Annotated in this window: 22 protein-coding genes; 2 read left to right on the plus strand and 20 right to left on the minus strand. The window is 68.8% G+C overall.

Annotated features, from left to right (window positions below):
• Positions 1–10: 10 nt before the first annotated feature.
• The 20 genes from mexE to tssI form a co-directional block, all read right to left on the minus strand.
• A complete protein-coding gene (gene mexE / locus PotMrB4_RS13545; RefSeq protein WP_044407468.1) occupies positions 11–1,252 on the minus strand; it encodes a multidrug efflux RND transporter periplasmic adaptor subunit MexE in 1,242 nt (413 codons plus the stop codon).
• Between the two features lie 146 nt (positions 1,253–1,398).
• On the minus strand, positions 1,399–1,872 hold the full coding sequence (gspM, locus tag PotMrB4_RS13550; protein WP_172433582.1) for a type II secretion system protein GspM: 474 nt from the start codon (positions 1,870–1,872) through the stop codon (positions 1,399–1,401).
• 14 nt (positions 1,873–1,886) lie between these two features.
• Positions 1,887–2,969, minus strand: coding sequence for a type II secretion system protein GspL (gene gspL, locus PotMrB4_RS13555; RefSeq protein WP_044407462.1), 1,083 nt, complete (start codon positions 2,967–2,969; stop codon positions 1,887–1,889).
• 5 nt (positions 2,970–2,974) lie between these two features.
• Positions 2,975–3,847 (minus strand): type II secretion system minor pseudopilin GspK, encoded by an 873-nt coding sequence (gspK, locus tag PotMrB4_RS13560; protein WP_316907123.1) that lies wholly within the window; start codon positions 3,845–3,847, stop codon positions 2,975–2,977.
• Entirely contained in the window at positions 3,840–4,424 is a 585-nt protein-coding gene (gspJ, locus tag PotMrB4_RS13565) for a type II secretion system minor pseudopilin GspJ (protein WP_107330976.1), read from the minus strand. The genes gspK and gspJ overlap by 8 nt, the downstream gene beginning before the upstream one ends.
• The gene (gene gspI, locus PotMrB4_RS13570; RefSeq protein WP_074971450.1) at positions 4,421–4,789 is read right to left on the minus strand and encodes a type II secretion system minor pseudopilin GspI; all 369 of its coding nucleotides are present in this window, start codon (positions 4,787–4,789) and stop codon (positions 4,421–4,423) included. Before gspI ends, gspJ begins: the two co-directional genes overlap by 4 nt.
• The gene (gspH, locus tag PotMrB4_RS13575; protein ID WP_172433584.1) at positions 4,776–5,294 is read right to left on the minus strand and encodes a type II secretion system minor pseudopilin GspH; all 519 of its coding nucleotides are present in this window, start codon (positions 5,292–5,294) and stop codon (positions 4,776–4,778) included. Before gspH ends, gspI begins: the two co-directional genes overlap by 14 nt.
• The gene (gene gspG / locus PotMrB4_RS13580) at positions 5,294–5,728 is read right to left on the minus strand and encodes a type II secretion system major pseudopilin GspG (protein ID WP_044411837.1); all 435 of its coding nucleotides are present in this window, start codon (positions 5,726–5,728) and stop codon (positions 5,294–5,296) included. Before gspG ends, gspH begins: the two co-directional genes overlap by 1 nt.
• Before the next feature lie 14 nt (positions 5,729–5,742).
• Positions 5,743–6,957 carry a type II secretion system inner membrane protein GspF gene (gene gspF / locus PotMrB4_RS13585; RefSeq protein WP_044411834.1) on the minus strand — a complete coding sequence of 405 codons (1,215 nt, stop codon included), beginning with the start codon at positions 6,955–6,957 and terminating at the stop codon, positions 5,743–5,745.
• 1 nt (position 6,958) lies between these two features.
• Positions 6,959–8,428: a type II secretion system ATPase GspE gene (gspE, locus tag PotMrB4_RS13590; RefSeq protein WP_172433585.1), complete on the minus strand. Its 1,470-nt coding sequence runs from the start codon at positions 8,426–8,428 to the stop codon at positions 6,959–6,961.
• Positions 8,425–10,323: a type II secretion system secretin GspD gene (gene gspD / locus PotMrB4_RS13595; RefSeq protein WP_142009358.1), complete on the minus strand. Its 1,899-nt coding sequence runs from the start codon at positions 10,321–10,323 to the stop codon at positions 8,425–8,427. Before gspD ends, gspE begins: the two co-directional genes overlap by 4 nt.
• A complete protein-coding gene (locus PotMrB4_RS13600) occupies positions 10,320–10,880 on the minus strand; it encodes a type II secretion system protein N (protein ID WP_172433586.1) in 561 nt (186 codons plus the stop codon). The genes gspD and PotMrB4_RS13600 overlap by 4 nt, the downstream gene beginning before the upstream one ends.
• A 3-nt stretch (positions 10,881–10,883) precedes the next feature.
• Positions 10,884–11,399 (minus strand): cytochrome b, encoded by a 516-nt coding sequence (locus tag PotMrB4_RS13605; RefSeq protein WP_044411827.1) that lies wholly within the window; start codon positions 11,397–11,399, stop codon positions 10,884–10,886.
• A gap of 71 nt (positions 11,400–11,470) precedes the next feature.
• Entirely contained in the window at positions 11,471–13,015 is a 1,545-nt protein-coding gene (gbpA, locus tag PotMrB4_RS13610; RefSeq protein ID WP_172433587.1) for an N-acetylglucosamine-binding protein GbpA, read from the minus strand.
• A gap of 459 nt (positions 13,016–13,474) precedes the next feature.
• A complete protein-coding gene (gbpA, locus tag PotMrB4_RS13615; RefSeq protein WP_172433588.1) occupies positions 13,475–15,019 on the minus strand; it encodes an N-acetylglucosamine-binding protein GbpA in 1,545 nt (514 codons plus the stop codon).
• A 239-nt stretch (positions 15,020–15,258) separates the two neighbouring features.
• A complete protein-coding gene (locus tag PotMrB4_RS13620) occupies positions 15,259–17,064 on the minus strand; it encodes a monovalent cation:proton antiporter-2 (CPA2) family protein (protein ID WP_172433589.1) in 1,806 nt (601 codons plus the stop codon).
• A 192-nt stretch (positions 17,065–17,256) separates the two neighbouring features.
• Positions 17,257–17,883 (minus strand): DUF2931 family protein, encoded by a 627-nt coding sequence (locus PotMrB4_RS13625; RefSeq protein WP_172433590.1) that lies wholly within the window; start codon positions 17,881–17,883, stop codon positions 17,257–17,259.
• Positions 17,880–18,020, minus strand: a complete 141-nt coding sequence (locus tag PotMrB4_RS13630; protein WP_172433591.1) for a hypothetical protein — start codon at positions 18,018–18,020, stop codon at positions 17,880–17,882. Before PotMrB4_RS13630 ends, PotMrB4_RS13625 begins: the two co-directional genes overlap by 4 nt.
• 74 nt (positions 18,021–18,094) lie before the next feature.
• Positions 18,095–18,727, minus strand: coding sequence for a DUF2931 family protein (locus PotMrB4_RS13635; RefSeq protein WP_172433592.1), 633 nt, complete (start codon positions 18,725–18,727; stop codon positions 18,095–18,097).
• The gene (gene tssI, locus PotMrB4_RS13640) at positions 18,724–22,269 is read right to left on the minus strand and encodes a type VI secretion system tip protein TssI/VgrG (RefSeq protein ID WP_172433593.1); all 3,546 of its coding nucleotides are present in this window, start codon (positions 22,267–22,269) and stop codon (positions 18,724–18,726) included. Before tssI ends, PotMrB4_RS13635 begins: the two co-directional genes overlap by 4 nt.
• Positions 22,270–22,482: 213 nt before the next feature.
• On the opposite strand from tssI, the gene PotMrB4_RS13645 reads away from it, so the two are divergent.
• Entirely contained in the window at positions 22,483–24,093 is a 1,611-nt protein-coding gene (locus tag PotMrB4_RS13645; RefSeq protein ID WP_172433594.1) for an acyl-CoA synthetase, read from the plus strand.
• 17 nt (positions 24,094–24,110) lie between these two features.
• On the plus strand, positions 24,111–24,878 hold the full coding sequence (locus tag PotMrB4_RS13650; RefSeq protein WP_172433595.1) for a 3-hydroxyacyl-CoA dehydrogenase: 768 nt from the start codon (positions 24,111–24,113) through the stop codon (positions 24,876–24,878).
• Positions 24,879–24,883: the final 5 nt, after the last annotated feature.

The following is a 24,883-nucleotide window of genomic DNA, read 5'->3' on the forward strand; positions in this document are numbered from 1 at the left end:
GCGTACTACCTCAGCCGCGCGGGCTGACGGAGGGTTTTGCGTTCTGTTCGGCCACGCGCGGGGCATCGCGGCCTTCCACCGAGCGGCGCAGGTCGTCCAGGCGGGCGAGGGTCTTGTCGTCGGCCATGGGCACCGCCTGCGGGTCCACGGTGGCGCCGGGCATGGCGCGCTGCAGGCCGTTGACGACGATCTTCTCGCCCTTGGCGAGGCCCGTGCGGATGATGCGCAGGCCTTCCACCTTCGGGCCCAGCTCCACCGGGCGGTAGCTCACGGTGTTGTTGTCGCCCAGCACCAGCACGTACTTCTTGCCGAGGTCGGTGCCGATGGCTTCGTCCTTCACCAGGGCGGCGGGGTAGGTGTCGCTGCCCACCAGCTTGACCCGGGCGTAGAGGCCGGGGGTGAACTGGCCGTCGGCGTTGTCGAACACGGCGCGGCCACGGATGGTGCCGGTGCGCGGGTTGACCTGGTTGTCGAGGAAATCCAGCTGGCCCTGGTGCGGGTTGCCGGCCTCGCTGGACAGGCCCAGGTACACCGGGCTGGCGCCACGGGCGTCGGCGCCGGCCTTGCGGGCCAGCTCCACGTACTTGAGGAACACGCGCTCGTCGGCGTCGAAGTAGGCATAGACCTTGTCGGTGGAGACCACCGAGGTCAGCAGCGATTCGCCGGCGTTGACCAGGTTGCCTTCGGTGATCTCGGCACGGCTGACGCGGCCGTCGATGGGCGCGGTGACGCGGGTGAAGCCGAGGTTGAGGCGGGCGTTGTCCAGCTGCGCCTGGATCGCCGCGACATTGGCCTGGGCCTCGGCGGCGGCGCTGGTGCGGGCGTCGGCCAGCTCGGCGGAGATGGCGTTGCTCTGGCGCAGGCGGTCACCCCGGCGGGCTTCGTTCTGGGCACGGTTGAGGCCGGCGCGGGCCTGCTGCAGTTGGGCTTCCAGGCGTTTCACTTCGGCCTGGAAGGGGCGCGGGTCGATCTGGAAGAGCAGGTCGCCCTTCTTCACCAGGCCGCCTTCGTGGAAGGCCACCTTGTCGATGTAGCCGGAGACGCGGGGACGGATCTCGACGGATTCGGGGGCTTCCAGGCGCCCGGTGAATTCATCCCATTCGTTGATCGGCTGCTGCAGCACTTCGGCAACGCTGACCTTGGCGGCGGCCTGGTTCATCGGGGCCTCGGGCGTCTTGCCGCAGGCCGCGAGCACCAGCATTGCGGCGAGGGTAAGGCCGGTGCGCCAGGGTTTGTGGGGGGTCTGTTCCATGTGTAGCTCCGCCAGTTGGACTTGTGAGTGGGCGGAGTCTGCGTCGCGGGGCTGAGCGGAACGAATCGAACGCTACGAAGGTGACTATCACTCTCAGTGATGAATGGTTCCGGGAGTGCCTCCGGGCGTCGCCGGAGGCGCTGGCATCAGTACCCCGGTTCCACCAGCAGGCGGGCGCGGGCGAGGGCGTCGGGGTTCACTTCAAGGCCCAGGCGGGTGACCCGGGCGCCGGCCCGTTCCACGCTCTGCAGCCAGCCCAGCAGGGCGTCGAGGCTGCCTTCCAGGGTGAGGTGGATGGCGCCGCCGGCTTCGTTGTCCATGCGCTCGATGTTCAGTTGCGCCTCGGCGCCGGAGCGGGCCAGCAGGCCGGGCAGGGCCTTGGCGTCCAGGCTGGCGCGGGGGGCGCTGGCGGGCAGGCGGGTGAGGTCGAAGCGCAGCATCTGCGCCTGCTGGTACTGCTGCTGGGCGTGCTGCAGGGCGGCACGCTCCGGTTGCAGGAGCAGGGTCCAGGCCAGCACGGGGGTGAGGAACAGCACGAGCAGCAGCAGGGCGCGGCGCTCACGGGGTGGCAACTGGTCCCAGCGCTGGCGCAAGGGGGCGGTGAGGGTGGCGGGCGACATGGGGGCTCCTCGGGTCAGGGGGTGGCGATCTGCAGGCGTGCGCTGACGCCCTGGGCGTCACGGGCGCCGGCGTCGGACTGCACCGCCAGGCCCTGGCCGGTGAGCCCTTCGCGCAGGCGTTCGAGGTCGGCGAAGGAGGCGCTGCCGACCCGCAGGGTCCAGCCTTCGCCGGCCTGGTAGTCGAGCCGCTGGACCTTGGCCAGGGCGCCGCCGCCGGCACTCCAGGTGCGCGCCAGGTGCTCCAGGCTGCGGGCCAGGTCGGCGTCGGGCTGATCGGCCTTGGCCAGGCGGGCGCGCACCTGGCGCTCCAGGTCCACCACGCGGGGCTCGTCGGGCACGCGGGCCTGCCACTGGGCGAGGTTCTCGGCCTCCAGAGTGGCGGTGGCCTGCTCCAGGGCCTGGCGCTGCATGCGGTCATGCAGCCATTGGCCGCTGCCGGCGAGCACCAGCAGCAGGGCCAGGGTGCCCCAGGGCATGGCGCGGCGGTCGCCGCCGGCGAACTCGCCCTGGCGCAGGTCGATGGCCTGGCGGCTGCCTTCGGCCAGCAGCGCCCAGGGTTCGTCTTCTCGCTGCTGCAGGTCGCTGGGCAGCAGCGCGGCGCTGGCGGCCAGGGTTTCGTCGTCCAGGGCATCGCAGAGGCCGGGCGCGCCGCCCACCAGCCAGCGACCGGCACAGCGCAGGGCCAGGGGTTGGCCGGGGGGCAGGCAGTCGGCGTCGAGGTGGATGCGCCGGGGCGTCAGCCCCACGGCGGACAGGCGCTCCAGGCAGGCACTGAGCCAGGCGCGGTCGAGGGCGATCACCCGGCACTGGCGACCCTGTTGCAGCGGCCCCTGGGCCAGGTGCAGGCGGTCCAGGTCGTCCAGCAGGCGTTCTTCCAGGGCGGAGCGCACCGCCTGGCGCAGCCAGCGGCCGCTGCGCGCCGGGACCTCGACGCTGTGCAGGCTGGCAGCCTCGGCGGGCAGCAGCAGGGTCAGGGCGTGGCCGGCCAGTGCCTCGGCGGCCTGCTCCAGGTTGCCCTGGGCGGGGGCGCCGGTGGCCGTCCACCAGGTGGCGGGGCTGTCGGCGGCGGGGGTGGACAGGTGGAGCCAGGCGTGCACGGGGGTCACTCCGTCGTTGAAGGGGATGGGAGCACCTGGCGACGCAGCACCCGCAGGTGCCCGTCCTGTTCCAGGCGCAGGTCGCTGGCCAGGTGCAGGCGGCGGTCGCCCAGCTCGGCCAGCAAGTGGATGCGGAAGAAGCGGCTGTCCACGGCCAGGCCCGGGGCGCGCACTTCGCGGCCCTGCAGCAGGGGCAGTTCGAGGAAGTCCTGCACCGTGGCCCAGCCGTCGGCGGGGCGTGCCTGCACCAGGGTGCGGGCGAGGGACGGGTCGAGGCCTTCCAGGCTCGCCAGCTGCACCGCCGAGGCGGTGTTGAGGTTGAGGGACGCGCCGCCGAGGGTGGCCACGTGGGGCGCCAGGCGGGCGAAGTCCTGGGGGGCGAGGTCGCCCAGGCGCAGCAGCTCGCTGGCGTCCAGCAGGCCCTGGGCCTTGCCGCCGGGGCCGGGCCGGGTGGGCAGGCGCGCGGGGTCGTGGGCGGGCACGTCGAGCTGGGCCAGCAGGCGCTGGTAGCGGGCGCGCTGCAGGTCGCTGCGGCCGACCCGCAGGTGGTCGAGGTCGAAGCGGCCGGCCAGGTCTTCGATGCGTACCTGCACCTGGCCGCCGCCCAGGTCCCAGCGCTGTGGCGTGCGCGCCCAGCCCTGGCCGAGGTGGACCTGGGGCGGGTCTTCGCGGTTGGCCAGGTCGTCCCGCAGTTGCTGGCGGGCCCAGGTCTCGCCGCTCAGGGCCATCTGCCAGAGGTGCTGCTGATCCAGCTGGCGGGCGGTGGCGGCCAGGCTAAGGCGCTGGCGGGCGAGCATGTCGGCCACCACCAGGGTCACCAGGGCGGTGACCAGCAGCACGCTGAGCAGGGCGACGCCGCGCTGGCGGTGTTCAGTCATCACGCTGGCCCTCGCTACCGGGCAGGAGGATCACCCGGCGCAGCTCCGGGTAGCCCGGTGCGTCAAGCACCAGGTCCACGGCGGCCGGCAAGGCCAGGGCGCCGCCTGTGGCGGGCCAGCTGTCGTGGCGCGCGCCCTGGGCGTCGATGTAGCCCAGGCGCAGCAGGGTGACGCCCTGCAGCAGGCGCTGGCGGCGGGTGGCGCCGTCGTCGGGGTTGCGGAATTCGCGCCACCATTCGCCGTCTTCCCACTGGTGGCTCACCAGCAGCAGGTCGCTGCGGGGCTGGCCGAGGGGGTTGGCCGCGCCACCGCGCAGCAGGCGCAGGCGGTCGTCCCGGCCGATCAGTGCCTGGCGCCGGCTGGGGTCGTCGGGCAGGGGGCGGGGCACGGCCTGCCAGAGGTCACGCTGGAGGATATCCAGGGCCCGCTGCAGGCTGCGCAGTTGCTGTTCGTGCAATTCGATGCGCTGTTCGCTGTGCAGCACCCGCTGCAGCAGCTGGTAGCTGGCCAGGCCTAGCAGGCTGAACAGGGCGATGGCGATCAGCACTTCCAGCAGGGTGAAGCCGCGCTGGGTCATGGGCGGGCCTCGATGAAGCCGTTCAGGCGCGCGCGGGTCACCGGGGGGCGGCCGGGCACGGCGACGGCCACGTCCACTTCCAGCAGGCGCGGGTCGGGGGCGTTGCCCACTTCCACGGCCAGCAGCCATTCGCGGCCGGCGAAGGCAATGCGCTCTTCCCGGTGGCCCATCTGCGGCGCCAGCAGGCCGACGCGCAGTTCGTTGAGGCGGTTGTCCGCCAGCCAGCTGGCGAGGCTGCGTTCCACCAGCCCGGCGCTGTTGCGGGCGACGTGGGTGGCGGCGCTGTAGAGCGCGACGGAGAGGGTGGCGAAGATCGCCAGGGCGACCATCACTTCCAGCAGGGTGAAGCCGTCAGAGCGTTTCAACGCGCACCTCCTCCAGGCCGTCGCTGGACAGTTCCAGCACCGGTCGGCCGCGCAGTTCGATCTGCAGGCTGAAGGGCGTCAGCTCGTCGCTGGAGAGCACCAGCAGCTGGGGGCCGGGGCCGGGGCCGGGCACGGGGGCGCCCAGGCCGGGGGCCTGCTCGCCCAGTTCCAGGTGCAGGCGCAGGCTGTCGGGCAGCTGCTGCGGGCGGTAGTCGCTGGCCGGGATCCAGCGGCCGTCGGTGTCCAGTCGGTGCACGGAGTAGCCGTCGGGTTCGATGCGCACGCCCAGTTCCTGGCGCTCCAGCATGGCGTCCTCGCGCAGCAGGCCGAGCAGGCTGCGCAGGCGCTCGGCTTCGCGCTTGGCGTGCTGCGGGCCGTGGTCGCTCTGGGCGAGGGTCAGGGTGCTGGCCAGCAGGCCGACCATGAGGATCACCACCAGCACTTCCAGCAGGGTGAAGCCTCGGCCCTGGCGAGCCGGCGGGGTGCGGTGGTGCCAGCGCTGCATCAGAGGTCCCAGTTGCCGATCTCGGCATTCAGGCCTTCGCCGCCGGCACGGCCGTCGGCACCGAAGGAGAACAGGTCGTAGGCGGTGCCACGGCTGCCGGGCACCACGTACTGGTAGGGGTTGCCCCAGGGATCGACGGGCAGGCGCTTGAGGTAGCCGTCGGGGTTCCAGTTGCGCGCGGCCGGGGTGCCGCTGGGCTTGCTGACCAGCGCTTCGAGGCCCTGCTGGGTGCTGGGGTAGCCGTGGTTGTCGAGCTTGTAGATGTCCAGCGCCATGGCGATGGCCTTGATGTCGCTGCGGGCGGCGGTGACCTTGGCCTGGTCCGGGCGGTTCATGATCTGCGGGACCACGAGTGCGGCGAGGACGCCGAGGATGACCACGACGACCATGATTTCGATCAGGGTGAAACCCCGTTGCCGGTTGCGGGTGTGCATGGGTGTGCCTGCCTTCAGGTGATGAGTTGGTTGAGGCTGAGGATGGGCATCAGGATCGCCAGGACGATGAGCAGCACGCTGGCGCCCATGAACACCAGCATCGCCGGCTCGAACAGTCCGACGAGCATGGCGATGCGGTTGGCCAGCTGGGTTTCCTGCTGGGTGGCGGCGCGGTCGAGCATGGCGTCCAGCTCGCCGGAGCGCTCACCGCTGGCGATCAGGTAGAGCATCATCGGCGGGAAGTGGCCGCTGCGCTCCAGTGCCCGGGTCAGGCCGCCACCTTCTCGCACCGAGCGCGCCACGTCTTTGAGACTCGTCCGAATCCGTTGGTTGGCCACCACTTCGGCGGCGATTTCCAGGGCGTCCACCAGCGGTACGCCGCTGCGCCCGAGGATGGCCAGGGTGCTGGTGAAACGGGTGCAGTTGCTCGCCCGCAGCACCTTGCCCACCACCGGCAGGCGCAGCTGCAGGCCGTGCCAGGCCAGGCGCGTGGCGGGGCGGCGCAGGGCCAGGTGCACGCCCACCGCTGCGCCGGCGACGAGCAGCAGCATAAGCAGGCCGTGGGCCTGCAGGCCGGCGCTGGCGGCGATCAGGCCGCGGGTCAGGGCGGGCAGCTCCTGGCCGCTGTCGATGAACACCTTGACCACGTCCGGCACCACGAAGCCGAGCAGGAAGCCGACGATGCCGAAGGCCGCCACCAGCAGGATGCTGGGGTAGAGCATGGCCAGCTGCAGTTGCTGGCGGGCCGCCTGGCGGGCCTCGGTGTAGTCGGCCAGTTGCATCAGCACCTGGGCCAGGTGGCCGGCGCGCTCGCCGGCGGCCACGGTGGCGCGGTACAGCGCCGGGAAGGCGCGGGGGAACTCGGCCATGGCGCGGGCCAGGCCGTGGCCTTCCAGCACCCGCGCGCGGATGGCCAGGACCATGGCCTGGTGGGCGCGCTTCTCGCACTGGGCGGCGACCGCCGCGAGCACCTCTTCCAGGGGCAGGGCGGCCTGCACCAGGGTGGCCAACTGGCGGGTCAGCAGCGCCAGGTCGGCGGTGGACAGCCCCTGGCGGTTGCGCCCCGGGGCGCCCTCGCGCGGGGTGCTGCCCCGGTGGTTCCTGAGCTTGAGCGGCACCAGGTTGCGCTCGCGCAGCAACTGGCGCGCCTGGCGCTCGCTGTCGGCTTCCTGCACACCGCGCAGCTTGCGGCCGCCCGGGTCCATGGCGAGGTATTCGTAGGCGGCCATCTCAGTCCTCCCGGGTGACGCGCAGCAGTTCTTCGAGGCTGGTCACGCCGGCCAGCACCTTGTCGCGGCCGTCCATGAACAGGCTGGGGCCGTGGCGGCGGGCGTGGCGGGTCAGTTCGGCCTCGCCGGCGCCCTGGTGGATCAGCTGGCGCAGGGCTTCGTCCAGCAGTACCAGTTCGTAGAGGCCCTGGCGGCCGCGATAGCCGCTGTGCTGGCAGGCGTCGCAGCCCACCGGGTGCCAGAGCGTGGGGCGCGCCTGCGGGTCGAGGCCGAGGTGATCGCAGGCGGCGTCGTCAGCGGGGCCGGGCTGCTTGCAGTGGGGGCAGAGCACCCGCACCAGGCGCTGGGCCAGCACGCCCACCAGGGAGCTGCACAGCAGGAAGGGCTCGACGCCCATGTCCACCAGGCGGGTGACGGCGCCCACGGCGCTGTTGGTGTGCAGGGTGGAGAGCACCAGGTGGCCGGTGAGCGAGGCCTGCACGGCGATCTCGGCGGTTTCGTGGTCGCGGATCTCGCCCACCATGACCACGTCCGGGTCCTGGCGGAGGATGGCCCGCAGGCCCCGGGCGAAGGTCATGTCCACCTTGGTGTTGACCTGGGTCTGGCCGATGCCGGGCAGGTGGTACTCCACCGGATCCTCGATGGTGAGGATGTTGCGGGTCTGGCTGTTGAGGCTGGCCAGGCCGGCGTAGAGGGTGGTGGTCTTGCCCGAGCCGGTGGGGCCGGTGACCAGCAGGATGCCGTGGGGGCGCGCCAGGGCGCCTTCCAGGCGGCTGCGGGTGCCGGGGTCCATGCCCAGGCGACTGAGGTCGAGGCGGCCGGCCTGCTTGTCCAGCAGGCGCATCACCACCCGTTCGCCGTGGGTGGAGGGCAGGGTGGAGACGCGCACGTCCACTTCGTGGCCGGCGATGCGCAGGGCGATGCGGCCGTCCTGGGGGATGCGCTTTTCGGCGATGTCCAGCCGCGCCATGACCTTGATCCGCGACACCAGCAGCCCGGCCAGTTCACGGCGGGGCTGGAGGATCTCGCGCAGCAGGCCGTCCACCCGCAGGCGCACGGAGAGGTGGCGCTCGAAGGTCTCCAGGTGGATGTCGGAGGCCTTGGCCTTCACCGCCTCGGCGAGGATGGCGTTGATCAGGCGGATGATCGGGGCGTCGTCCTCCTGCTCCAGCAGGTCGGTGGTCTGCGGCAGTTGCTCGGCGAGGCTGGCCAGGTCGTCCTGGCCGGCCATGGCGTCGCCCAGGCCGTCGGCCACTTCGCGGGCGTCGTTCTGGCCGTCCTGGTAGTGGCTGGCCAGGGCCTGGGCGAAGGCTTCGGCGTCCAGCACCCGGGGGCGCAGGGCGCTGCCGTGCTGGCGGCGTACCTCGGCGAGGATCGCCAGCTCGGCGCCGGCCCGGCACAGCAGCTCGCCGCCGTGCAGCAGCACGCCGTGGCGCCGGGCGTAGCTGAAGGGCAGGCGCGCGCTGCTCATCGCCCCTTGGCTCCGCGCATGTCCAGCACCTGGCCGCCGTCGTTGTCGAACAGCTGGCGCGGGTCGCTGGGCAGCAGCAGCCCGCTGGGGCCGCGGTCGTTGCTGCGCAGGTTGCGCAGGTCGTTGTACTTGCGCTGGCCGAGTTCACCACTCTCCTCGCTGGTGCGCAGCAGGGTCGGGCGCAGGAAGACCATGAGGTTGGTCTTCTCGGTGACCTCCTTGGTGGAGCGGAACAGCCCGCCGATCAGGGGGATGTCGCCCAGCAGCGGCACCTTGCTGACCTGGGTCTTGACGTTGTCCTTGATCAGGCCGCCGATGACGATGATCTGCCCGTCGTCGGCGAGGATGGTGCTCTTGATCGCGCGCTTGTTGGTGATGGCGTCGCTGGTGGTGATGCCCGGCGGGGCGGCCGCCAGCTCGGAGCTCTCCTGCTCGACCTTGAGGCGCAGGCTGTTGCCCTCGTTGATGTGCGGGGTGACCTTGAGGGTCACGCCGATGTCGCGGCGCTCGACAGTGGTGAAGGGGTTGTTGGCCCCGGCCGCGTCGGTGGTGTAGGAGCCGGTCTGGAAGGGCACGTTCTGGCCGACGAGGATCTCCGCCGGCTCGTTGTCCAGGGTCAGCAGGCTGGGGGTGGAGAGCAGGTTGTTGTTGGAGTCGCTGGACAGGGCGGTGACCAGGGCGGCGAAGTGGCCGCTACCGACGCCGATCACACCACCGTCGGGCAGGGTGGGGCGCTTGCCGTCCTGCAGGGTGCCCAGCAGGGAGCCGATGGTCAGGCCGCTGCCGCCGAACTGGATGGAACCGCCGGCGTCGCTGCCACGGCCGGCCCACTGCACGCCGAGGGCGTCGTTGATGTCGCCGCTGACTTCGACGATGGCCGCTTCCACCAGCACCTGGGCGCGGGGGCGGTCGAGCTGGGCAATCACCGCGTCGAGGGTCGCCAGCTGGGCCGGTTCGGCCATCAGTACCAGGGCGTTCTGGCTTTCGTCGGCGCTGATGAGGATGGAGCCGGCACGGCCTTCCTTGCCGCCGTTGCCCACTTCCATGCGCTTGCCGATGCCGGAGAGCAGGTCGGCCAGCTGCTTGGCGTCGGTGTGGTGCAGGCGTACCACGCGGGTGCCGTCGTTGGCGTTGCCGGGCACGTCCAGCTGGCGGGCGAGGGTGGCCATCTGCTCGCGGGCCTGGCTCGGGCCGACCAGGATCAGCCGGTTGCTGCGGGCATCGGCAATGGCGCGGGCGCCGGCCGGGGCGCCGCTGCCCTGGTTGACGCTCTCGGTGAGGGTGGCGGCCAGGTCGGTGGCCCAGGCGTGCTTGAGGCCAAGGGTGGAGAAGGCGCGCTCGCCGGCGCTGTCCAGCTCGCGCACCAGGGAGCGGATGCGGCCGACGTTGCTGGCGCTGTCGGTCACTACCAGGGCATTGGAGCTGCTGGAGGGGGCGACGTAGGCGTCCACCGCCACCAGCGGGCGCAGCACGGCGGCCACTTCGGCGGAGGTGGCGTTGCGCAGCGGGATGACTTCGGTGACGAACTCGTCGTCGGCCGCCTGCTCGCTGCCGCTGGCCTTGGTCTTGGCGTCGGCCACGGGGACGATCAGCACGCGGTCGCCCTGGTCGAGGGCGGCGTAGCCCTGGCTGCGCAGCACGGTGAGGAACAGCGAGTAGATGCCGGCCTGGTCCAGCGCGCTGCTGGACTGCACGGTGACCTTACCGCTCATGCGCGGGTCGAGGACCATGGTCTTGCCGGTGATTTCGCCGACTTCGCTGACCAGGTCGCGCAGTTCGGCGTCCTTCATGTTCAGCGTCCATTGGCGGGATTCGTTGCGTTCGGCGAACGCGGGAAGGGGGGCGAGCAGGGTGCCAAGCACCAGCAGCGCGCCGGTCACGCGGGGCAGTTTCATGGTCGGGTCTCCGGCGTGTGGGTGGGGGCCCCGTGTGCGGTTTCGGCCGCAGGCGGACGGGGTACGAAAAGGCGGGTTTCAGGGCGCGGGAAACCCAGGCGGTAGTCGCGCCCGCCGTGCTGCAGCAGCACGTGGTCGGGGGCGACGGCACGCAGTACGGCGCCGCCGGGCAAACGGTCGCCGATGCGGTAGAAGGCGCTGCCCGACGGGCCGGCGATCAGCGCGCGGGAGTCGGCCTCGCCGCGTTCGGCCAGGCTCGCCATCAGCACCAGCGAGAGGCTGGTGCTGGCGTCTTCGGCGGCCTCTTCGGGGCTACCGCTGGCGGGCAGCACACCGAACAGCAGGGCCACCAGGGTGCTGTCCAGCGGCGCGGCCTCGGCAGCCACCGGGGCGGTGGCGCTGGGGGCCGGCTGGGCCAGCTCGGCGGCCAGGGCCTGGCGGGCATGCCAGGCATCCCGGGCGAGCCAGGCCAGCCAGCCAGCGAGGGCGAGCACGGCCAGGGCCAGCAGGGCCCGGCGCAGCGGCAGGCGGAGGTCGGGACGCAGCGACGGCAGCATGGCTCAGGGCTTCATCCGGTCGAGCACGGCGTGGCCGCGCAGTTGATGGAACACCACGGCGCCGATATGGCCGGCCACCAGCAGGGCCAGCACCACGCAGAACAGGCGATGGCTGCTGTTGAAGAATTCGATGAGTACCGGCTCGGCGAACGGCTGCGGCAGGGTGGCCAGGCCGAACAGGTCGATGGGGCGGTCCATCATCAGCACGCCGGTGGCGAGCACTAGGGCGGTGGCGATGTACAGCGCCAGGTGGCCCGCCTTGGCGAGGAACTGGCCGAGGCCGTTGCCGTGGGCGATGTCGTCAGGGCCGGGCTGGGCCAGGGCGTAGCCGATGCGCAGCACGAAGAACGGGATCAGCAGCGCAGTGAGCGAGACGTTGATGAAACCGATGGCCTCGGACAGGGCCGCCGGGACATCCAGCAGGGCATTGGCGAAGCCGGTGACGGTGGCCCAGAGGATGACCAGCGCCGAACCCCAGTGCAGCAGGGCGCGGGGACGCGAGTAACGAGCAGTGGACATGAACGGTGTTCCCAGGGAAATGAAGAGGAGCGTGGCGCCAGGCGCCACGCTCCGTTTGTTGCAGGCTCGGGTTACTTGCGTTTCCAGGCCATGTTCCAGTGGGAGCCCTTGCCGGGTTCGAACTGGGTGGAACCGCTGTTCCACTGCTTGCAGTAGCCTTCAGCCGGGAAGGGCAGGCACTCGTAGGTGTTGCCATCCTTCGCCAGTACGGTGGTGCCGGCCTTGTAGCTCTGCAGGCCATCCGGGAAGACGAAGTCGTAGTCACCGGTGCCGGGGGTTTCGCCGCCGCCTTCGCCCGGGTTCTCGCCGCCGCCGTTACCCGGCTCGGCAATCAGGGTGAAGCTGTGGGTCTGCTGCAGCAGGTTGCCTTTCTTCGGCGTGGCGACCACGACCAGGTCGTGTGCACCGGCTTCAGCCTTGTCCAGGGTCATGTGGAAGTGCGGGGTGTTGCCCGGCGCGGCTTCCTTGTGAGCGATGGTCTCGCCCTTGGCGTTCAGCACGGTGGCCTTGATCTGGAACTCGCCGCCTTGTGCGATGGCGTTGAAGTGCAGGTCAGCCTTGCCGTCCTTGATCTGGTAGCTGGAGGACAGACCGGTCAGGTTCAGGGAACCCGGAACGGTGGGCTTGTCCTTCTGGACTTCGACGTTGGTGACCTGGCTGTCGGCTTTCACGTGGATGCCGTTGCGGCCGTGGTTCGGGACGATCTCGCCGTTGGCGTTCAGTTCACCGAGCTTGTAGCCGTAGTCACCGGCGTTGACCTTCTGGGCCAGCAGGAAGGGCCAGGTGTTGGCCTGGGCCTGCTCGGCGGTGGCGATCTTCATCTCGACGGTGTTCAGCGGGCCGGTCTTGCTGAAGGCGCGCAGGGTCACGGTGTCGCCGACGCTCAGGGCTTCCGGCTGCACGGCACCGATCAGGTTCCACTCCGGAGCGGGCGGCGGGGTTTCGCCACCACCGGCCTGGTCGCCATCGATGATGACGTCGACGGCGGAGTAGAAGGTGGCGTCGGTGTCGCCAACGCGCCAGGTGGCGAGAATCACGTGGTAGCCGTTGCGGTCAGCCGGGACGTTCACGCGGTGGGTGGTTCTGCCCTGGCCCTGGGGGCGCACGCTCACGCCTTCGACGTAGGGATCGTGCAGCAGCGGGGTGGCCTCGAAGCTGTCGCGGGTCAGCGGCTGGTTGGGGTTCCAGTCCTTCTTGGTGATGTAGAACTGCCAGTAAGCGGTGGCGTGGCCAGCGGTGTAGAACCAGGTGAAGTCCTGCATGCCGGGCTTGATGGTGGTCTTGGCCCAACGAGTAGCGGTCTGCTCGTTCAGTTCGCGGTAGATGTGATGGCCGCCAGCGGCGATGGTGCCGTCAGCCGGGCCGCACTCCATGAAGGAGCCGCCACACCACTTACCACCGTGGTGGAAGTCGGAGCCCGGACGGTATTCCACGCTCTGCGGCTCGTACTGGATGCCGCCGCAACCGGCGTTCAGGTTGCCGCCGGTGGAGGAGCACATGAAGGAACGGGCTTTCGGGCTTTCGATGTAGCCGTGGGCGAGGGCCTGCTGGGACGCCAGGGTGGCGAGGCCGATGGCCAGGGCCAGGGGGAGTTTGCGAAGGCTCTGCTTGCGCATGTGTTGAAGGTCCTTGTGGGTAGGTTTCAAAGGAGCCCTCGATGCAGGCGTGGGGTCGATCATGTCTTCTCCAGCCCCCGCATCTCGGGACTGGGGTCAGAATGCCGTCGGGCCTGGACCGCTCACATTGGACGAGTCCGAAAGCCGTTCGGCCGCTCAGGACGGCGGGCATGGGGAAGGAGGCTGTACCGCCGGGAGGGCCGGACAGGGCGACGAGTGCGGGGCTGCAGCAAGCTGGCCGCGTCGCCAAGGAGGGTTTCCGGGCACAGCAGGCCGTCAGAAGCTCGGGATGTGGCCTGGGCATGGCCGATGCGCAGCGCGAAGGATGGAATCAGCAGCGCGGTGAGCGGGACGTGGGTGCAGCACACGAGCCAGGCGTCGTGGACAGGGGCGCTGTTCCCATTGAAACGAAGAGGAGCGTGGCGCCAGGCGCCACGCTCCTTTTGTTGCAGGCTCGGGTTACTTGCGTTTCCAGGCCATGTTCCAGTGGGTGCCCTTGCCGGGCTCGAACTGGGTGGAACCGCTGGTCCACTGCTTGCAGTAGCCGCTGGCCGGGAACGGCAGGCACTCGTAGGTGTTGCCATCCTTCGCCAGTACGGTGGTGCCAGCCTTATAGCTCTGCAGACCATCCGGGAAGACGAAGTCGTAGTCACCGGTGCCGGGGGTTTCGCCGCCGCCTTCGCCCGGGTTCTCGCCGCCGCCGTTACCCGGCTCGGCAATCAGGGTGAAGCGGTGAGTCTGCTGCAGCAGTTCGCCTTTCTTCGGAGTGGCCACGACCACCAGGTCATGTTCGCCGGCTTCCACGTTGTTCAGAGCCATGTGGATGTGCGGGGTGTTGCCCGGCGCGGCTTCCTTGTGAGCGATGGTCTCGCCCTTGGTGTTCAGCACGGTGGCCTTGATCTGGTACTCGCCGCCCTGTGCGATGGCGTTGAAGTGCAGGTCAGCCTTGCCGTCCTTGATCTGGTAGCTGGAGGCCAGGCCGGTCAGGTTCAGGGAACCCGGAACGGAGGGCTTGTCCTTCTGGACTTCGACGTTGGTGACCTTGCTGTCGGCCTTCACGTGGATGCCGTTGCGGCCGTAGTTCGGGACGATCTCACCAGCGGTGTTCAGTTCGCCGAGCTTGTAGCCGTAGTCACCGGCGTTGACCTTCTGGGCCAGCAGGAAGGGCCAGGTGTTGGCCTGGGCCTGTTCAGCGGTGGCGATCTTCAGCTCGACGGTGTTCAGCTGGGTGCTCTTGTCGAAGGCGCGCAGGGTCACGGTGTCGCCGATGCTCAGGGCTTCCGGCTGCACGGCACCGATCAGGTTCCACTCCGGAGCGGGCGGCGGGGTTTCGCCACCACCGGCCTGATCGTTGTCGATGTTCACGTCGATGGCCTGGTAGAAGGTGGCGTCGGTGTCGCCTACGCGCCAGGTGGCGAGAATCACGTGGTAGCCGCTGCGGTCAGCCGGCACATTCACTTTGTGAACGGATCTGCCGTTGGCCTGGGGACGCTCATGTACACCCGGGATGAACTGCTCGTGGGCGATCGGCGTGGCTTCGAAGGCGTCGCGGGTCAGCGGCTGGTTGGGGTTCCAGTCCTTCTTGGTGATGTAGAACTGCCAGTAGGCCGTGGCGTGACCCTGGGTGTAGTACCAGGTGAAGTCCTGCAGGCCGGGCTTGATGGTGGTCTTGTTCCAACGGGTGGCGGTCTGCTCGTTCAGCTCGCTGAAGCGCTTGATGCCACCTGCAGCAATGGTGCCTTCTGCCGGTCCACATTCCTGGAAGGTACCGCCGCACCACTTGCCATTCAGGTGATGGTCAACAGGCGGGGCGTATTCAACGCTCTGGGGTTCGTACTGGATGTCGCCGCAGCTGGCGTTCAGGTTGCCGCCGGTGGAGGCGCACATGAAGGAGCGGGATTTCGGGATTTCGATGTAGCCGTGGGCGATGGCCTGCTGGGAAGCCAGGGTGGCGAGGCCGACGGCCAGGGCCAGGGGGAGTTTGCGAAGGCTCTGCTTGCGCATGCGTTGAAGGTCCTTGTGGATAGGTCTTAAAGGAGCCCTCGATGCAGGTGTGGGGTCGATGGGGTCTTCTCCAGTCCCTGCATCTCGGGACTGGGGCCAGAATGCCGCCGGGGTCGGACCGCTCACATGGGACGAGTCCGAAAGCCGTTCGGCCGCTCTGGACTGCGGGGGATGGGGGTGAAGGAAGGCAGCGCCGCCGGGTGGACCGGGCGGCGCGGGGAGGGCGGGACGCGGGGCGGCTACTTGACCGCCTGGTCCTCGATGCGGTCGGCGTCGAACAGGGTTTCCAGCTCGGCACGGGCCTCGCGGGCGGTCTGCAGCATGGCAGCCGTATCGCCGTGGACCTTGTACTGGGCTGCCAGGACTTCCTCGTCGTGGCGCTGGAAGCGGCGGATGCGCGCCTCCGCCTGCTCGGGCGGCAGGCCCATGGCGAGGAGGATCTGCCGGGCCATCTCCAGGCTGGAATGGAAGGTCTCCCGCACCGGCATGGCGCCCAGGTCGAGCAACTGGTGCACGTGCTGGCGGTCCCGGGCGCGGGAGATGATCTTCAGGTGCGGGTAGAGCCGGTGCACCAGTTCGGTGGTGCGCAGGTTGGTGACCGGGTCGTCGGTGGCGATGACGAAGAACTCGGCCTTGTCCACCTTGGCGGCACGGAGGATCTCCGGGCGCAGCGGGTCGCCGTAGAAGATCGGGATGCGGCCCAGGCTGCGGGACAGCTCGATGGTTTCCACCGAGGTATCCAGCGCCAGGAAGGGCACGCGCTGGGCGTGCAGCACACGGGCGATGATCTGGCCCATGCGCCCGGTGCCGGCGATCACCACGCGCGGGGTGTCGCCTTCGATGCGCTGGTACTCCTCGGGCACCTCCACGGGGGCCGGCGCTGTCTTGGCGAAGCGGCTCACCAGCAGGATCAGCAGGGGCGTCATGGCCATGGACAGGGTGATGGCCAGCACCAGATAGCCGTGCAGGTCGGCATCCACCAGGCGGTGCTCGCGGGCCATCTTGAACACTACGAAGGCGAATTCGCCGCCAGCCGCCAGCACCACGGCCAGGCGCAGCGCACTCTGCCGCACCAGGCGGCCCGCCACGCGCGCCACCAGGTACAGCACCGGGAACTTGCAGGCCACCAGCAGCAGGGTGAGGCCCAGCACCAGCAGCGGCTGGCGCAGCAGCAGGCCGAGGTCGGTGCTCATGCCCACGCTGATGAAGAACAGGCCGAGCAACAGGCCCTTGAAGGGTTCGATCTGCGCTTCCAGCTCGTGGCGGTATTCCGAGTCGGCCAGCAGCAAGCCGGCGAGGAAGGCGCCCAGGGCCATGGACACGCCGGCTTCCTCCATCAACCAGGCGGTGCCGATCACCACCAGCAGCGCGGTGGCGGTGGACACCTCCTGCAGGCCGGTACGGGCCACCACGCGGAACACCGGGCGCAGCAGGTAGCGGCCACCGATGATCACCAGGCCGATGCTGCCCACCACCTCGGCAAGGTGGCGCAGGCCGCCGCCGTCCTGCTCCGGGGTGGCCGAGCCGCTGAGCAGCGGCACCAGGGCGATCAGCGGGATCGCCGCGATGTCCTGGAACAGCAGGATGGCGAAGGCCAGGCGCCCGTGGGGGCTGGTCAGCTCCTTGCGCTCGGCGAGGATCTGCAGGCCGAACGCCGTGGACGACAGCGCCAGGCCCAGGCCCAGCACCACCGAGGCCTGCCAGCTCTGGGCGAAACCGAACCCGGCCACGCTGCCGATCAAGGCCCCGGTAAACAGCACCTGGGCCAAGCCAACGCCGAACACCGAGCGGCGCATCACCCACAGGCGCTTGGGCGACAGCTCCAGGCCGATGATGAACAGCAACAGCACCACCCCCAGCTCGGACAGCGTGGCGACGCTCTGTGGGTCATTCACCAGCCCGAGCACGGACGGGCCGATGAATAGACCGGCAAACAGATAACCGAGCACCGCGCCCAGGTGCAGGCGACGGGCGAGCGGAACGGCGAGGACGGCGGCGAGCAGGAAGACGACGGCGACCTGCAACGAGCTGCCTTCATGGGGCATGGCGGAATCCTTGGTAAAGCGGGAACGGTGCCTACAGGCGGGTGGAGGGCAAGGATAGGGGCTGGGCAAGGGAGCTGTCACCGTTCCATGCGTCGTAGAGGGCTTGCGGCACCTGCATCATCGCAGTGGGAAGGCCTACCCGGACTCGGTTGAAGTCTGGCCAGGCGCGTTGGACGTTAGCGGCGGAGCGGCTTACCAGGAGTCATAGGGAATGCCGTGCTGCTCGATATAGGCGCGTGCAGCTTCGCTGGGGGCTCGGTAGAAGCGGCCTTCTGTCTGGCCCTGGCTTGGCCCCTTGCGTTCGACCACCCCAACGAAACGGCCGATTTCCTCTCCTTTGAGACAAGGCCCTCCCACCCAGACCTTGACGATGCCCCCAGGTGCGAGACCAATGGATATGTCATGGCGGAAACGGATCACTTCCTGGGTGGAATGAACACAGACTGTGCGCTGGGGCTTGACCATTTCATCCCGTACCCACTGCGGGATAGTGATGCGTAACTTGTATACCTGGGGCTCCACCAGGGACTGCCAGCGCACGAAGATGAGGTTGGGCAGGTCAACGTTGTTGATGGGTTTCATCTTGCCTCCTCCCTCCCACCAACCCTCTGTCCGGTTGTTGTAAGCCACTACACCACCGTGCACCCGCTCGAAGGCCAGGTTACGGCGGTCGACCACGTCCACGCTTTCCACCCAGACCTCCATATGGCGGGGGGCTCCCAGCCCGATGTACCAGGTGGGATAGGGCAGGTTGGGGCGGTCACTCGCACAGCCGCTCAGCGGCAGCAGCAGGAGGGCGATCAATAGACGCCATGTCATTCCGGGTAACCCTCTTGAGGTCTTTGGTTGTAGGCCAGCCGTTGATTGGCAGGTTTGCTGAGCAGCAGACCGGCAGTTGGCACCCAGTGGGCGGAGGTGTGGATGTAGCGACCCAGCAGGTGGCGTTCTTCTTCCAAGGTCAGGCGACTGCTGGCACCACGGGCACGGCGACTCTCCAGGCTCGCCGTGCATTGGCGGGCGGGCTGTGGCCTTACCAGGATTCATACGGAATGCCGTGCTGTTCGATGTAGGCCTTGCTCGCAGGCTCCAACTCGGGCCAGGCGTATTTCCCGCCCGTCTGTCCTTGGCTCGGCCCCTTGCGTTCGACTACACCAACGAAACGACCGATTTCCTTGAAGGGCAGGCAAGCCCCTCCTACCCAGGCCTTAGCGATGCCGCCGGGCGCGAGGCCAATGCCAATCATCTTGCGGTAGCTGGTATCGACTTGCTTGGTGACAGAGCAGTACTCGGTGCGTGGAGCGAGCATTTCTTCTCGCACCCATTCTGGAATGTTGATGCGCACGTTGTAGACCTGGGGCTCCACCAGGGATTGCCAGCGTACGAAGATGATATTGGGCAGGTCGACGTTGTTGACCGGCTTCATGGCCCCCCCACCCGCCCACCAGCCTTCTGTCTTCGCTGCATAGCCAACAATCCCTCCGTATACCCACTCGAATGCCAGGTTGCGGCGATCAACGACATCAATGCTTTCAACCCATACCTCCATATGCCGTGGCGCGCTTGCGCCGATGTACCAAGTGGGATAGGGGAGCTTAGGTCCGCCACTCGCGCAGCCGCTCAGGGGCAGGAACAGCAGCAGAGCAACGATCAGTCGTAAGTTCATTCCGGGTAACCCTCTTGAGGACGCTGGTTGTAGGCCAGCCGATGATTGGCCGGTTTGTTGAGTAGCAGGCCGGCAGTTGGCACCCAGTGGGCTGAGGTGTGGATGTAGCGCCCCAAGAGGTAACGCTCCTCCTCGTAGGTCAGGCGGTTGCTGGCACCCCGGGCATAGTCGAGGAGTTTCTCGGCAATCGGTACGAGGTCATCGGGCAGTTGGAATGCTGCTTCGGCGGGTAATGCTTTCAGCGGTACTTCGAACTTCACCGCCGCTTCATGCATGGCCCGCAGCGCAACCTTCGACAGGTCGCCATAGACCGTGCGATCCATGGCCACGGCGACCATCCAGCGCTCGCTGGGCACCATGCCCCGTTCATGCTTGGGCTGGGCCGCGCGCCAGGCGATGGGGCTCAGCTCGCCGCTGCCTGGCAGGCCACGGCCCATGAGGCGGTCGGCTTCCCGCAGGGCCTGTTGCCAGGCGCGGCTGTGCTCCAGGGGGCGCCGGGGCGTGACCACGGCGACTTCCGGCTTCGTGAGCAACAGGCGCTCGGTCTGCTGCGGACGGTAGCCGCCGCCGATATTGGAGTGGACGCCCGGCAGTGCCAGCTCCTCATGCCCTGGGAACACGCGGTTGAGGGCGAACTGCCAGCGCTTTTCATCCCGTGCGGTGATGTGCAGCACCTTGCGGGCGCAGCCGGCCGGCAGGTAGAGGTTGACGCCTGGGTTGTAGTCGTTGACCGAAAAGTCGCCCTTGAGCGGGGCGTTGATGGCGGCCACGGTGTCGAACAGCCCGATGAAGTTGATCTGCACATCCCGGGCCCAGTCGAAATCCGCCGGCAGGCCGAGGCGGGCGGGCCCGAGTACCTGGGCCAGCACACCGCCCTCGGGCTTGAGCACTTCGTTGGCGAAGTGCCGTGCGGAGGCTGCGCCCCGGCTGAAGCCGAAGATGTCGAATTCGAGCCGGATGACCGAGACCGCCGGATTTTTTGAAAGGAAGAGTGTTACTTGCTCGGCAATGGCGCTGGGACTTTGTTGGACCCGGGCGGTTACACCCGACGAACCCTGGCCGGTGGCCTGGCTATAGAGATTGTCCCGGCTGCCACTCTCGGTGCCGATGCCTTCGAGATAGACCTTGATGGCACCTCGTTGGGAATCGGCGGGCATCTGGTCGGCAGTGTTGTCGGTATACAGGTCATACAAGAACGCCACATTGCTAGCCGCATTGCCGTAGCTGTTGTCCGGCGCCGTTTCGAACAGCCCCTCCGGGCTCATGTCCTTGAAGCCGTAGCGTTTGCAGTGCTCGACCAGGCTGTCGAAGCTCTGCGCGTCGTACAGCTCGCGGTCGTCGCGCTGGCACTGGGCGGTGAGGGCGGAGTTGCCGAGGTTGTTGCCGGTGCCGTCGAAGAACAGGCCGATGCGCAGGGTGATGCCGGTTTCCGTGGCTTCCAGCTCCTCTTCTTCCTCCTCCTCTTCCAGCTCGGCGGCCTCCTGCAGGCGCTTGGCCAGCGCCGAGGGTTGCGCCGTGTTGAGGCGGTTGCCGGCCATGGCCAGGGCGGCGGAGGCCGGCAGCCAGGGGCCGAGGGCTTTCAGGCCGCTGCCCTTGCCCGGCGCCCCGCCTGCGTTGAGCTTGGCCAGCGGGCCGCTGACGGTGATGCCGCCGGGGTCGAGCTTGATGAAGCTGCCGCCGGCCTGGAGGGTCAGTTCCATGCCGGCTTCGATCACCAGCTTCTGCCCGGCCTTGAGGTGGATTTCCTGCCCGGCTTCCACGAGCCGGTTGCTGCCGATGCGGATGTGCTGCTCGTTGCCCACGGTGAGGTGGTCATCCAGCTTCAGTTCGGTCTTGCGGTCCTTGTGCAGGGTGTGGTGCTGCTCGCCTAGGAATTCGCTGTAGACGCTGCCTTCGACGCGGTCGTGGCGCTGGTTACCGACGCGGATCTTCTGGTCGTGTTCGATGTTTTCGTCCCAGTCGCGCTGGGCGTGGATGTAGATCTGCTCCTGGCCCTTGCGGTCTTCGATGCGCAGTTCGTTGTAGCCGCCGCCACCGGGGCTGCTGTCGGTCTTGAGCAGGGTGCGGGTCTTGTTTGCAGGGAGTTCGTAGGGCGGTTGGTGGACGCCGTGGTAGAGGCAGCCGGTGACGAGGGGTTGGTCGGGGTCGCCTTCAAGGAAGGTGACGAGGACTTCCATGCCGATGCGGGGGATGGCGATGGCGCCGTAGGCATTGCCGGCCCAGCTGCTGGCGACCCGGAGCCAGCAGCTGGTGTGTTCGTCGGCCTGGCCTTCGCGGTCCCAGTGGAACTGGACCTTGATGCGGCCATGGCGGTCGCAGTGGATTTCTTCGCCCTTTGGGCCGGTGACGACGGCGGTCTGGCTGCCGAGGATGCGCGGTTTGGGGTGGTTGAGGTCGGGGCGGGCAGGCACGTCCCAGGGGATGGCCTGGAAGCGGTTGCGGTAGCCCTGTTTGAAGTCGCTGTCGGACTGTGAAGCCGAAAGCCCGAGCGCTTGGGTGGCAGTGTTGCGCAGGGTGTCGATGGCGCTGTCGAGGCTGGCGAATTCTTCCAGTACCTGGGGCTGCTTGCCTTCGTGGTGGAGGGCGGTGATCAGCCAGAGGTCGTTCCATTCCGGTTTGGGGTGGTCGGAGAGGTTGAGGAGGTGGCCGCTGACCAGGCGCGGTTCGTCGCTGTCGCCGTCGGCGAGGCGGTAGTCACGACGGTGGCGTTCCTGGGCCTGGCGGGCGAGGCGGCGGCCGCGATCACGGTCGGTGAAGCGGCCGGGGTAGTCGTAGTCTTCGAGGTCCGGTTGAGGGAGGTCGTCCAGGGGGGTGTGGGCGGCTTCCATCAGCAGTCTGGGCTTTTCGAAGAAGTAGTCGCGGCGGGTGACGCGCAGGGTGCGGGCTTCCATCCGCAGGCCGAAGCGTTTGATGACGGGTTCGTCGGCGACCTGGCCGGTGTTGGCGACATAGGCGACGGGGCGGCCGAGTTTGGGGAAGGCGCTGGCGTCTTCGCCGAAGACCAGCAGGTGGCCATCGGGTTGATGTTCGAAGTGGAAGTGCAGGCCCTCTTCTTCGCAAAGGCGGCTGATGAAGTGCAGGTCGCTTTCGTCGTACTGGGTGCAGTAGTCGCGCGGTGGCGGTGCCTTGGGGCCGAGGCGGAAGTGGTAGGCGTCGGCGAGGATGCCGTGGTCTTCGAGGACCTGGCCGATGATCTGCGGGACGCTCAGGTGCTGGAAGATGCGCTGGTTGTGGCGCAGGGCGAGGTAGGCGAGCCGGGGGACGAGGGTGAGGTGGTAGTGGGTGAGGCGGTTGCCGATCTCGCCGACGGCGATGCCGAAGACCTGCCCATGGACGCCGCGCCCGTCGGGGGTGAAGGCGAGGAAGGCGGGTTTGTGCAGGAGGCTTTCGAGGTCGAGGCGGCTGCGCTCGCTGACCAGTTCGATGTCGAAACGGAAGGGCTGGTTGAGGGCTTCGTGCCCGGTGAAGGCAAGGACCTTGAAGTCAGGGTCGGCGCCTTCGATATCGAGGCTGAAGTGCGCCTGGTTGGCGGGGTTGAACATGCGGGGCTCCGTCCATTGGAACTGGGAGGACGGAGCCTGACAGCTTGTATTAAGACGGTTCCATCAGGCGTGTCTGGTACCGCTGTAGGGATTCTTGCAAGTGCGGGTTGTCAAAAACGCTCGCCCTGATGGGTGGCTTTCGACATTGCCCGTGCTGCAGGTGCGCCGGATCATCCGCCCACGCTCCCCCACAAGAACAAGACGGAGTTACCCATGCGCGACTACTTCTCGGCTGCCCATTCCTTCGACCTGGACGCCGCCTGGGCCGGGCTGGCCGGTGATCCGGCGGCGCTCAACGCCTGCATCGAATGCTGTGACCGCCACCCGCCGGAGGCCCTGGCGCTGGTGTGGGAGGGCCGTGATGGCCAGCGGGCGCGCTGGACCTTCGGCGAGCTGCGCGCGGCCTCCGCCCGCTTCGCCAACCTGCTGGCCAGCCGGGGCATCGGCGCGGGTGACTGCGTGTCGGGCATGCTGCCGCGCACGCCGGAGCTGCTCATCACCATCCTCGGCACCTGGCGCGCGGGGGCGGTCTACCAGCCGCTGTTCACTGCCTTCGGGCCCAAGGCCATCGAACACCGGGTGCACAGCGCCGGGTCGAAGCTGGTGGTTACCGACCTGGGCAACCGCAGCAAGCTGGACGAGGTGGAGAACGCGCCGCCGGTGCTGACGGTGGGCGATGACTTCTGGCCGGAGCTGGAGCGCCAGGCCACTGCCTTCGAGCCGGTGCTGCGGCGGGCCGAGGACCCCTTCCTGCTGATGTTCACCTCCGGCACCACCGGCCTGGCCAAGCCGCTGGAGGTGCCGCTGAAGGCGATTCCCGCGTTCGTCAGCTACATGCGTGACGCGGTGGACCTGCGCCCCGAGGACCGCTTCTGGAACCTTGCCGACCCGGGTTGGGCTTACGGCCTGTATTACGCCGTGACCGGTCCGCTGGCCATGGGGCACGCCACCACTTTCTTCGAGGGCGGCTTCACGGTGGAGAGCACCTGCCGGGTGATCCGCGAGTACGGCATCACCAACCTGGCGGGATCGCCCACGGCCTTCCGCCTGTTGCTGGCCGCCCGCGACGAAGTGGAAGCCGCCCTGAAGGGCCGGCTGCGGGCAGTGAGCAGCGCCGGCGAGCCGCTGACGCCGGAGGTGATCCGCTGGTTCGCCGAGGGCCTGGGTTGCACCATCCATGACCACTACGGGCAGACCGAGCTGGGCATGGTGCTGTGCAACCACCACGCCCTGGAGCACCCGGTGCACCTGGGCGCTGCCGGCTTCGCCATGCCCGGCCACCGCGTGGTGGTGCTGGACGAGCAGCACCGCGAGCTGCCGGCCGGCCAGCCGGGCATCCTCGCGCTGGACCGGGCGCGCTCGCCGCTGTTCTGGTTCCCCGGCTACCGCGCCATGCAGACCCGCGCCTTCGTCGGCGACTACTACCTGAGCGGCGACACCGTGGAGCTGAACGAGGACGGCAGCATCAGCTTCGTCGGGCGTGCCGACGACGTGATCACCACCTCCGGCTACCGGGTCGGCCCGTTCGATGTGGAGAGCGCGCTGATCGAGCACCCGGCGGTGATCGAAGCGGCGGTGATCGGCAAGCCCGACCCGGAGCGCACCGAGGTGGTGAAGGCCTTCGTGGTGCTGCACGCCGGCCACGTGCCGGACGAACCCCTGGCCGAGGCGCTGCAGCAGTACGTGCGCAAGCGCCTCTCGGCCCATGCCTACCCCCGCGAGATCGAATTCGTCGCGGAACTGCCCAAGACCCCCAGCGGCAAGATCCAGCGCTTCCTCCTGCGCAACCAGGAGATCGCCAAGGCCCAGGCCGCTGCCCACTGATCCGAGGAGAACACAACGTGCGTATCGAACAATCCGTATTCCTGGTGACCGGCGGCAGCTCCGGCCTCGGCCTGGCCACCGCCCGCGAGCTGGTGGGGCAGGGCGGCCGCGTGGTGCTGGTGGACATCAATGCCGATGCCGGGGCCGCCGCTGCCGAGGAACTGGGCGCGAGCGCGCGCTTCGTCCGTGCCGACATCACCCGCGAGGACGACGCCCGCCAGGCCGTGGCTGCGGCCCGGGAGGCCTTCGGCGGCCTGCACGGGCTGGTCAACTGCGCCGGCATCGCCCCGGCGGAGAAGGTGGTGGGCCGCAACGGCGCCCACGGCCTGGAGAGCTTCCGCCGGGTGATCGAGGTGAACCTGATCGGCAGCTTCAACATGCTGCGTCTGGCCGCCGAGGCCATGGCCGCCGCCGAACCCAATGCCGAGGGCGAGCGCGGGGTGATCATCAACACCGCCTCGGTGGCGGCCTTCGACGGGCAGATGGGCCAGGCGGCCTATTCCGCCTCCAAGGGCGGTGTGGCCGCCATGACCCTGCCCATCGCCCGTGACCTGGCGCGCTCGGGCATCCGCGTGATGTGCATCGCCCCCGGCATCTTCGAGACGCCGATGATGGCCGCCATGCCCCAGGAGGTGCGCGATTCCCTGGGCGCTTCGGTGCCGTTCCCGCCGCGCCTGGGGCGCCCGGCAGAGTACGCGGCGCTGGTGCGCCACATCGTCGAGAACGTGATGCTCAACGGCGAGGTGATCCGCCTCGACGGTGCCATCCGCATGGCAGCCAAGTAAGGAGA

The sequence above is a fragment of the Metapseudomonas otitidis genome (assembly GCF_011397855.1).
GTDB classification, from domain to species: Bacteria; Pseudomonadota; Gammaproteobacteria; order Pseudomonadales; family Pseudomonadaceae; genus Metapseudomonas; species Metapseudomonas otitidis.

Coding starts and splice junctions, on each gene's coding strand:
- gspM (WP_172433582.1), bottom strand. CDS start 1,872: ATGTCGCCCGCCACCCTCACCGCCCCCTTGCGCCAGCGCTGGGACCAG.
- PotMrB4_RS13635 (WP_172433592.1), bottom strand. CDS start 18,727: ATGAACTTACGACTGATCGTTGCTCTGCTGCTGTTCCTGCCCCTGAGC.
- PotMrB4_RS13620 (WP_172433589.1), bottom strand. CDS start 17,064: ATGCCCCATGAAGGCAGCTCGTTGCAGGTCGCCGTCGTCTTCCTGCTC.
- mexE (WP_044407468.1), bottom strand. CDS start 1,252: ATGGAACAGACCCCCCACAAACCCTGGCGCACCGGCCTTACCCTCGCC.
- gspH (WP_172433584.1), bottom strand. CDS start 5,294: ATGCAGCGCTGGCACCACCGCACCCCGCCGGCTCGCCAGGGCCGAGGC.
- PotMrB4_RS13645 (WP_172433594.1), top strand. CDS start 22,483: ATGCGCGACTACTTCTCGGCTGCCCATTCCTTCGACCTGGACGCCGCC.
- PotMrB4_RS13625 (WP_172433590.1), bottom strand. CDS start 17,883: ATGACATGGCGTCTATTGATCGCCCTCCTGCTGCTGCCGCTGAGCGGC.
- tssI (WP_172433593.1), bottom strand. CDS start 22,269: ATGTTCAACCCCGCCAACCAGGCGCACTTCAGCCTCGATATCGAAGGC.
- gspG (WP_044411837.1), bottom strand. CDS start 5,728: ATGCACACCCGCAACCGGCAACGGGGTTTCACCCTGATCGAAATCATG.
- gspF (WP_044411834.1), bottom strand. CDS start 6,957: ATGGCCGCCTACGAATACCTCGCCATGGACCCGGGCGGCCGCAAGCTG.
- gspE (WP_172433585.1), bottom strand. CDS start 8,428: ATGAGCAGCGCGCGCCTGCCCTTCAGCTACGCCCGGCGCCACGGCGTG.
- PotMrB4_RS13600 (WP_172433586.1), bottom strand. CDS start 10,880: ATGCTGCCGTCGCTGCGTCCCGACCTCCGCCTGCCGCTGCGCCGGGCC.
- gbpA (WP_172433587.1), bottom strand. CDS start 13,015: ATGCGCAAGCAGAGCCTTCGCAAACTCCCCCTGGCCCTGGCCATCGGC.
- gspK (WP_316907123.1), bottom strand. CDS start 3,847: ATGACTGAACACCGCCAGCGCGGCGTCGCCCTGCTCAGCGTGCTGCTG.
- PotMrB4_RS13605 (WP_044411827.1), bottom strand. CDS start 11,399: ATGTCCACTGCTCGTTACTCGCGTCCCCGCGCCCTGCTGCACTGGGGT.
- gspJ (WP_107330976.1), bottom strand. CDS start 4,424: ATGACCCAGCGCGGCTTCACCCTGCTGGAAGTGCTGATCGCCATCGCC.
- gbpA (WP_172433588.1), bottom strand. CDS start 15,019: ATGCGCAAGCAGAGCCTTCGCAAACTCCCCCTGGCCCTGGCCGTCGGC.
- gspD (WP_142009358.1), bottom strand. CDS start 10,323: ATGAAACTGCCCCGCGTGACCGGCGCGCTGCTGGTGCTTGGCACCCTG.